A 7576-nucleotide genomic window follows, 5' to 3' on the forward strand; every position below is an offset into this window, starting at 1 on the left:
ATAAGCTAAATATTTATTCTTTTTCTAACAAGTCTTTGTAAATGGTAGTTTAATTTGAGTAAAAATACGATTTAAATTAAGAAGGTACTAATGATGAGAATGAAAAATTTTCCAGATGCTCTTTTAACAGATTCAGTAGATCAGACCTATCTTTTTATCCGTGATTCTTTTTATATCAACTTAGAAATTAACTTGATATCTCTTATTTATTATTTTTATTTTAAAGCTAAACCACTGATATTTCTTGAGTATAAAACAAGTAGTAAAATAATTAACTTTTTGATACCTAAAGTAAGAATATTAAGAGTTGCCCAATTGACTGTCAAATATTTAATCAACAAATACCAGTATTATAAGAACAAAGATTCAATTCGAACAATTACTACCAAATACAATGGACATAGCTTATTAGTTACAAGGCTAGGCGAATATAAAATAATAAATTTTAAAACGAAGGAAGTTACAACCGTTTTTCCAAAAATAATGTCAAAAAATGAAATCGAAAAAAATATTTTAAATAAGGTTGGTGCTCAAAACTGTAGTTTAGCACCCAAAGTTTTAAATTGGGATATAGATTCACGGTATATAAAAGAGAGTTATATAAATTTCAAACCAATAAATATAGAATATAAAAACTTTAATAGTTTTAAAGTTGATGTTATTCCGTTAATTACTGAAATAATTTCGAGCGCAAATACTAACATAATAAATTTAAATCAATATTCACAGAAATTAATTAACTTGATTGAGGGATTGATCGAAAAACATTCAATAGATACCGTCGATTTTAAAAAGGACAATTCAATAATTATCGAATTTTTTTGGGTGATTAAAAATAAACTAAAAATTTATTCTTCTAATATAGACATAGTATGGGCATTATCGCATGGGGATTTTTGGGAAGGAAATATTCTTAAAAATAAAAGAAAGTCTTACGTTATAGATTGGAATACTCATGATATGAGAAGTTGTTATTTTGATTTTTATGATATTTTGTTTGAAGTTGCTTTTAAGATATTTAATTCTAAGAATAAAATTATTACATGTGAAATGAAAGAGGTTATTAAATATTTTCAAAACTATTTAATGGTAAATATGAACTTAGATTCAAAATTAAAAGCTGATATAAGCATCCATTCAGATATTTATAGGTTTCTTTTTTATTTGGAAGTTACGTTACTTAAATTAAAAGAATATCCAGAAAATAATCATTTGGCTCAATTAGGAAAATTTATAGGATTTTTTAAAATGTATGAAAGTGCTCTAGAAAATGAACACTCCCTTTTTAAAGATAACAATTATTCAAATTCATTTAGTATGGAAACTTAAATAATGAGGTAGTAATAATGATGATAAAAGAAATGATAAAAAGTAATAGTTTCATATTTAACATGATTAAACCCGTTAGAAAGTTTCAAATCTTATTCTTTCATAGTATTAAAAAACTTTTTTTTAATATTAATAAGTGGTTTAGGATAACTAATTTTGTTAAAAATAGTCGGTATTTGAAGTTAAAACAATTTAAGAATATACACAAAGGTGAACGCTGCTTTATTGTAGCAACTGGTCCAAGTTTGTTAAATAGCGATCTTGAAAAGTTGAAAAATGAAATTACTTTTAGTATGAACTCAATATTTTTAGCATTTGAAGAAACCGATTGGAGACCGACTTATTATGGAATACAATTCACCGATTTGTTTAAGAAATATAAAAATAAGATAGACCATTTAGATGTTAGCTATAAATTCATGGCAAATGTAATTTCAAAAAAATTTGATGTATCGGACGATTATTATATTTATCCTTTGGATTTACTTAATCATAATATGAAACATAAAAGATTCCATACTAAATTTAGCGATGATGCTTATGCAGTAATTTATGATGGATATACAATTACTTATTCATTAATACAACTTGCTGTTTATATGGGATTTAATGAAATCTATTTAATTGGTGTAGATTGTAATTATTCAAAAGATAAGATAAATCATTTTAAGGATTATAATTTGGTAGATTCCAACTATACCTCGACTAGTGAAAAAATGATTAGCGCATATAACGTAGCAAAAGAATATGCGGATTGCCATAATATAAAAATATTCAATGCAACTAGGGGAGGAATGCTTGAAGTTTTTGAAAGGGTAGACCTAGATGTTGTTTTAGAAAAAGATAATGATAGTATTAGAACTGCTAGACATAATTAAAAAGTAGTTTTTTATAAATGTATGTTCGTTATAATGAACCATTTAAGGAGGATTTTGTATGAAAGTGATCGGAATAATTCCAGCTAGATATAATTCGTCAAGATTCCCAGGCAAGCCATTAGCAGATATTTGTGGAAAGCCAATGATTTGGTGGGTTCACGAACGATTAAAAGGATTAGAGGGACTAAATGAGGTATATGTAGCAACAGATGACCTTCGAATTAAAGAAGTTTGTGAAAGCTATGGAATAAAAACGATTATGACTTCTGAAAATCATAAAACACATCTAGATCGTCTATACGAGGTTTCTACATTAATAGATGCTGATTTTTATATTAATGTAAACGGTGATGAACCTTTAATTGAAACTGAGGCGATTAGTAGAATTCTACCTAATGGGGTTGATTCGAAGTCATTATATGTATCAAATTTAATGACAGAATTAAAGAATCCTTTAGAGGCTGTGGACTTTTCTAAAATAAAAATTGCAACAGATGTTTTTGGATATGGTTTATATTTAGCCCGAAGCCCAATTCCTTATCCAAAAGGGACATACGATTTCTATTATAAAAAGTTTGTTGGAGTACAATGTTTTACAAAAAGTGCATTGGAGTTCTGTTATTCAGCACCACGAGGCCCTTTGGAAGCAGCCGAAGACATTGATGAGTTTAGATTTATTGAGAATGGTCAAAAGATAAAATTTGTGGAAGCAAATGTTACGACTCTTTCCGTAGATACTCCAAAAGATTTAGATAAAGTACGAGATATCATAAAAAGTCGTTTAGAAAGTGTGGTATTTGAGTGAACAATATAAAGCTACTCGACTGTACTTTACGCGATGGTGGATACATCAACGATTGGAATTTTGGTAGGAGAACGGTTAAAAAAGTAATTGAAAAGTTGACACAGTCTAATATAGACATTATCGAATGTGGATTTCTTAGAGATGTGGATTATGATAATGATACTACCATTTTCAATGATATTGAAAAAATCGAAGAACTAATTCAGCCAAAAAATAAAGATACTATTTACGTAGCTATGATTGATCAACCATTCATTTCAATCGATAAAATAAAAGTATATGATGGTACTTCTATTGATGGAATTCGATTAACGTTCCATGATAATGAAAAAGAAATTGCTGAAGCATTAGATTATGGAAAAAAGTTAATTGAAAAAGGGTATAAAGTGTTTATTCAACCAGTTGGTACTACTAGTTACACTGATGCAAATCTGTTAGCTTTGATTGAAAAAGTTAATGAGTTAAAACCATATGCATTTTACTTAGTAGATACACTTGGGATCATGTACAAAAATAATTTACTAAGAATGTACCACCTACTAGATCATAATCTAGATAAAACAATTAACATCGGATTCCATTCTCATAATAATTTACAATTATCTTTTTCAAATGCACAAGAATTGCTAACGCTGCATACTAAAAGAAATATAATAATAGATTCTTCGGTATTTGGTATGGGAAGAGGAGCAGGAAATTTATGCACGGAGCTAATTTCTGAGTACATCAATGAAAATATTGAGGAAAAATATAAAATAGTACCGTTATTGGAAATTGTAGATGAACATTTGAGTAGATTTTTTAATGAGCCTAAATGGGGTTATTCCGTTCCCTATTTCATAGCGGCAATCAATAATTGTCACCCTAACTATGCATCATATTTAATGAATAAACAGACGATTTCTGTTAAATCAATCAATACAATATTGAGGCAAATCCCGAACAAAAAACGTGAAATCTATGATGAAAATTATATTGAAGATTTATACATAAGTCATCAAATGCAATTGGTAGACGATACAGAAAGTTTGAAGAGATTAAGGAAGCTAATTGGTAGTAAAAAAGTACTGATTATAGCACCAGGTAAATCAATCGAAAAAGAATTAGAGCATATTAAAACGTTTATAAACGAAGAGGATCCATTTATTATTAGCGTAAATTTTTTACCAATTGCTTTTAACTGTAACGCCATTTTTATTAGCAATAGTAAGAGATTTAAGAGTATGGAAGATGTAATAAAAGATTTATCATTTGCAACAACTTTAATAACAACATCTAACATTACAAACTTAAAAGTCGATTCATCAATAGTCGTTAATTATTCTGATTTACTGCTAGAAAACTCTTTAATTTCAGATAACGCAGGATTAATGGCTATTAATTTATTAAATCGTTTAGTTATTGATCATTTGTATCTTGCTGGATTTGATGGGTTCAGTTTAAACAAGGCTAAAAACTACTATTCAACAGAATTAATAAATCATATTGAAATGGTTGAGCTTGTTAAGAAGAATGAAGAAATAAAAAATTACTTAGCCAATGTAGAAAAGCATATGGGAATTCACTATGTAACGTCGACGATTTATAAAGATGTTCATTTGTATAGTAAGACATATTAAAGCGGAGGGTATATGAAGTATTCTACAATCATTTTTGACCTAGATGGAACATTATTAGATACAGCGGACGGAATCATGATTGGTGCGAATCATACTGCAATTCTAATGGGGGCACCCGAATTAACAGTTCAACAGCAGAGACGATTTATTGGTCCACCACCTGTCGAATCATTTATGCGGGAGTGCGGTTTTAATGAAGAGAAGGCAAGAGAAGCTGTAAAAATATATAGAAATAGATATAAAGAAAAGGGTAAATTTGAAGCTAAGCAATATAGCTATATTAAGGAGTTACTATTTTCGTTAAAAGAGAAAAAATGTACTACGGCAGTTGCAACACTAAAGAGGGATGATTTAGCAAAAGAAATATTGGAAAATTTCGAATTAAGCAAGCACTTTGATGTTATTTTCGGGGTAGATGATGCCGATACGCTTAGTAAATCAGATTTAATTTTAATGTGTTTAAAAGAGATAGGGCAAAATGATTTGTCAAAGGTAGTATTGATCGGCGATAGCATGCATGATGCAATCGGTGCAGAGAAAGTGGGAATTGATTTTATTGCCGTGACTTATGGTTACGGATTTGAAAGTAAAATTGACGCAGGTAAATGTAAGAATGTTTATGTAACTGAAAGCGTTGAAGAGATCTTTGATTTTTTTGAATTAAAGCAGACGATTAAGTATTAATTCCATTTGAACAAGTTACTTGTTTAAAAAGTGGATAATGGAGCGGTTACTTTGAAAAATAAATTTGCAAAATTAGTTGCAGGGTTAATCATATTATTTATCTGTGCTCTAGTAATTTATATAATTTGGGATAATAACCGAATTACAATAGCTAAACAAGATGTCTTAGTAGACCACTTACCAAAAGAATTTGAAGGATATAAAATTCTTCAAATTACAGACTTGCATAGTAAAGAGTTTGGTAAAAATCAAAGTCGCTTGTTAAAATCCATTAATTCCACCGATTATGATGCCATTGTTTTTACTGGGGATATGATTCTTAAAAGCCAAAGTACTAATATTAAGCCTTTTTATCAATTATTAGAAGGCATAAAAAACAAAGAGAATGCCATTTATATACCTGGAAATGAAGATCCAGAGGCATATTATGTAAATTCAAAAAGTGTATTAGTAAAAAGTAAGTTCATAAAAGGAATTGAAAAACATGGTGTCAAATTCTTGGAATCTGTTTATTCAGTCAAAAAAAACAATTTCTCAATTAATTTCGTTGACTTTGAAACGTCGATCCTGAACGCTTCTCAAAGTGAAAAACAAACAAATGGAATCTTCTTACCTGAATATGTACAAACCAAGCAGTATATTGAGCACCGTAAATCTTTAATTAAAGAGATGTCTGATATTAATCATTTAAAAAAGAATGATGTCTTAATTGCGCTTAACCACTATCCTATCGTTGACACGAGAATTGATAGTCTTCTAAATGATGCTAGTCTGAAGTTTAAAGATCGGAAATACGATTTGATTATTGCTGGGCATTATCATGGAGGACAAATTCGTTTACCTTTTATAGGAGCACCATTCGTTCCAGAGGGATGGTATAAGTGGGGCGGTCTGTTTCCTCCACAAAACCGCGTTAAAGGTCTTTGGGAGTACAAACAGACTAAACAATATGTAAGTACAGGTCTTGGAAGTAGTAATTTTATTCGGTTTCTAAAGTTTCGTTTATTTAACCCACCTGAAATTAATGTTTTAACATTAAAACAAAAAAAATAAAATTAACAAGATGTTGAAACATATTTTCTTAAATATAGTCTAACTACATTTTAATTTTTACTAAAAGGAGCAATATCCGTGAGCTGGAAAAAAATAATGTTGCGCATTGGAATTGTTTTGAGCGTACTGGTAGTTATAGCTGGGGCTACTGGATTTTATATTTATCATGAAGTAACGAAAACGACAAGCGTTATCTATCACCCAATTGAAAAGACGGAGAAAAGGGTCGAAGCCGTCAGCGTTAAAGAAAAAAATCCATTCTCAGTTTTACTTCTAGGAGTAGATAAACGACCAGGTGACCAGGGGCGCTCTGATTCCCTAATGGTCATAACCGTAAATCCTACAAAACATACGACGAAAATTATTAGTATTCCACGCGATACTCGTACTGAAATAGTAGGGAAAAATCGTACTGATAAGATTAATCATGCATTTGCATTCGGTGGTATACAGATGAGTATAAACACTGTGGAGAAATTTTTAAACATACCTATTGATTACTATTTAGAGGTCAATATGGAGGGATTTAAGGGCATTGTAGATGCAATTGGTGGAGTTGAGGTTATGAATACACTAGACTTCACAAATGACGGTTATCACTTTAAAAAGGGATTATTGTCTTTAAATGGAGAAAAGGCGTTAAGTTTCTCGCGAATGCGTTACGAGGATCCGCAAGGTGATTTTGGACGAGAAGCTAGACAACGCCAAATTATTCAGGAAGTAATTAATAAAGGAACAAAAATTAAAAGTTTAGTGAGTTATAAGGATATATTAAATTCGATTAGTAAAAATCTAGAAACTAATTTAACCTTAGATGAAATGTTTGATATTCAGAAAAGCTACCGCGGTGCCACTGACAGTATTGAACAACAGCAACTAGAAGGAAGTGGGAAAATGATTAAGGGAATCTACTATTATTTAGTACCGGAAGAAAATCGTTTAGCACTTTCAAATGAACTACGCGATCAGTTAGGATTAACACAATAAGCGTGAATTTTTAAGGAGAGAAAAAACCCCGATTTGTAATATAGTTTAACTATATTACGAATCGGGGTTTTTTTGCCTTGATCATTAATCTGCATGAAAAAACTTACATATGCTAAAGATAAATCTGTCAGCTCTAGTAAAGATGCTGGTTATATCGATAACATTTCTCTAAAATATGATTTACGTAAATAAATGATAAGAAGGGCGCTCTTCGTTTGAAG

General features: G+C 30.0%; 7 protein-coding genes. All 7 read left to right on the forward strand.

Annotated elements, in window-relative coordinates; translation table 11 throughout:
• Positions 1-90 precede the first annotated feature (90 nt).
• The 7 genes from CN514_RS02295 to CN514_RS02325 all read left to right on the forward strand — a co-directional run bounded on the left by CN514_RS02295 (position 91) and on the right by CN514_RS02325 (position 7355).
• The gene (locus CN514_RS02295; protein WP_176525764.1) at positions 91-1329 is read left to right on the forward strand and encodes a hypothetical protein; all 1239 of its coding nucleotides are present in this window, start codon (positions 91-93) and stop codon (positions 1327-1329) included.
• A 17-nt stretch (positions 1330-1346) separates the two neighbouring features.
• A complete protein-coding gene (locus tag CN514_RS02300; protein ID WP_098231204.1) occupies positions 1347-2207 on the forward strand; it encodes a 6-hydroxymethylpterin diphosphokinase MptE-like protein in 861 nt (286 codons plus the stop codon).
• Positions 2208-2265: 58 nt separating this feature from the next.
• Positions 2266-3012: a 3-deoxy-manno-octulosonate cytidylyltransferase gene (locus CN514_RS02305; protein ID WP_098231205.1), complete on the forward strand. Its 747-nt coding sequence runs from the start codon at positions 2266-2268 to the stop codon at positions 3010-3012.
• The gene (locus tag CN514_RS02310) at positions 3009-4631 is read left to right on the forward strand and encodes an aldolase catalytic domain-containing protein (RefSeq protein WP_098231206.1); all 1623 of its coding nucleotides are present in this window, start codon (positions 3009-3011) and stop codon (positions 4629-4631) included. Before CN514_RS02305 ends, CN514_RS02310 begins: the two co-directional genes overlap by 4 nt.
• A gap of 12 nt (positions 4632-4643) precedes the next feature.
• Positions 4644-5315, forward strand: coding sequence for an HAD hydrolase-like protein (locus CN514_RS02315; RefSeq protein WP_098231207.1), 672 nt, complete (start codon positions 4644-4646; stop codon positions 5313-5315).
• 51 nt (positions 5316-5366) lie between these two features.
• Positions 5367-6368 carry a metallophosphoesterase gene (locus CN514_RS02320; RefSeq protein ID WP_176525765.1) on the forward strand — a complete coding sequence of 334 codons (1002 nt, stop codon included), beginning with the start codon at positions 5367-5369 and terminating at the stop codon, positions 6366-6368.
• A 96-nt stretch (positions 6369-6464) separates the two neighbouring features.
• Positions 6465-7355: an LCP family glycopolymer transferase gene (locus CN514_RS02325; RefSeq protein WP_098231209.1), complete on the forward strand. Its 891-nt coding sequence runs from the start codon at positions 6465-6467 to the stop codon at positions 7353-7355.
• Positions 7356-7576: the final 221 nt, after the last annotated feature.

The sequence above is a fragment of the Bacillus sp. AFS001701 genome, assembly GCF_002559405.1.
In the GTDB taxonomy this organism is placed as follows: Bacteria; Bacillota; Bacilli; order Bacillales; family Bacillaceae_G; genus Gottfriedia.

Bases quoted from the DNA above. Each gene is read 5' to 3' on its own strand.
- CN514_RS02295 (WP_176525764.1), top strand. From the start codon at position 91: ATGATGAGAATGAAAAATTTTCCAGATGCTCTTTTAACAGATTCAGTA.
- CN514_RS02300 (WP_098231204.1), top strand. From the start codon at position 1,347: ATGATGATAAAAGAAATGATAAAAAGTAATAGTTTCATATTTAACATG.
- CN514_RS02305 (WP_098231205.1), top strand. From the start codon at position 2,266: ATGAAAGTGATCGGAATAATTCCAGCTAGATATAATTCGTCAAGATTC.
- CN514_RS02315 (WP_098231207.1), top strand. From the start codon at position 4,644: ATGAAGTATTCTACAATCATTTTTGACCTAGATGGAACATTATTAGAT.
- CN514_RS02325 (WP_098231209.1), top strand. From the start codon at position 6,465: ATGTTGCGCATTGGAATTGTTTTGAGCGTACTGGTAGTTATAGCTGGG.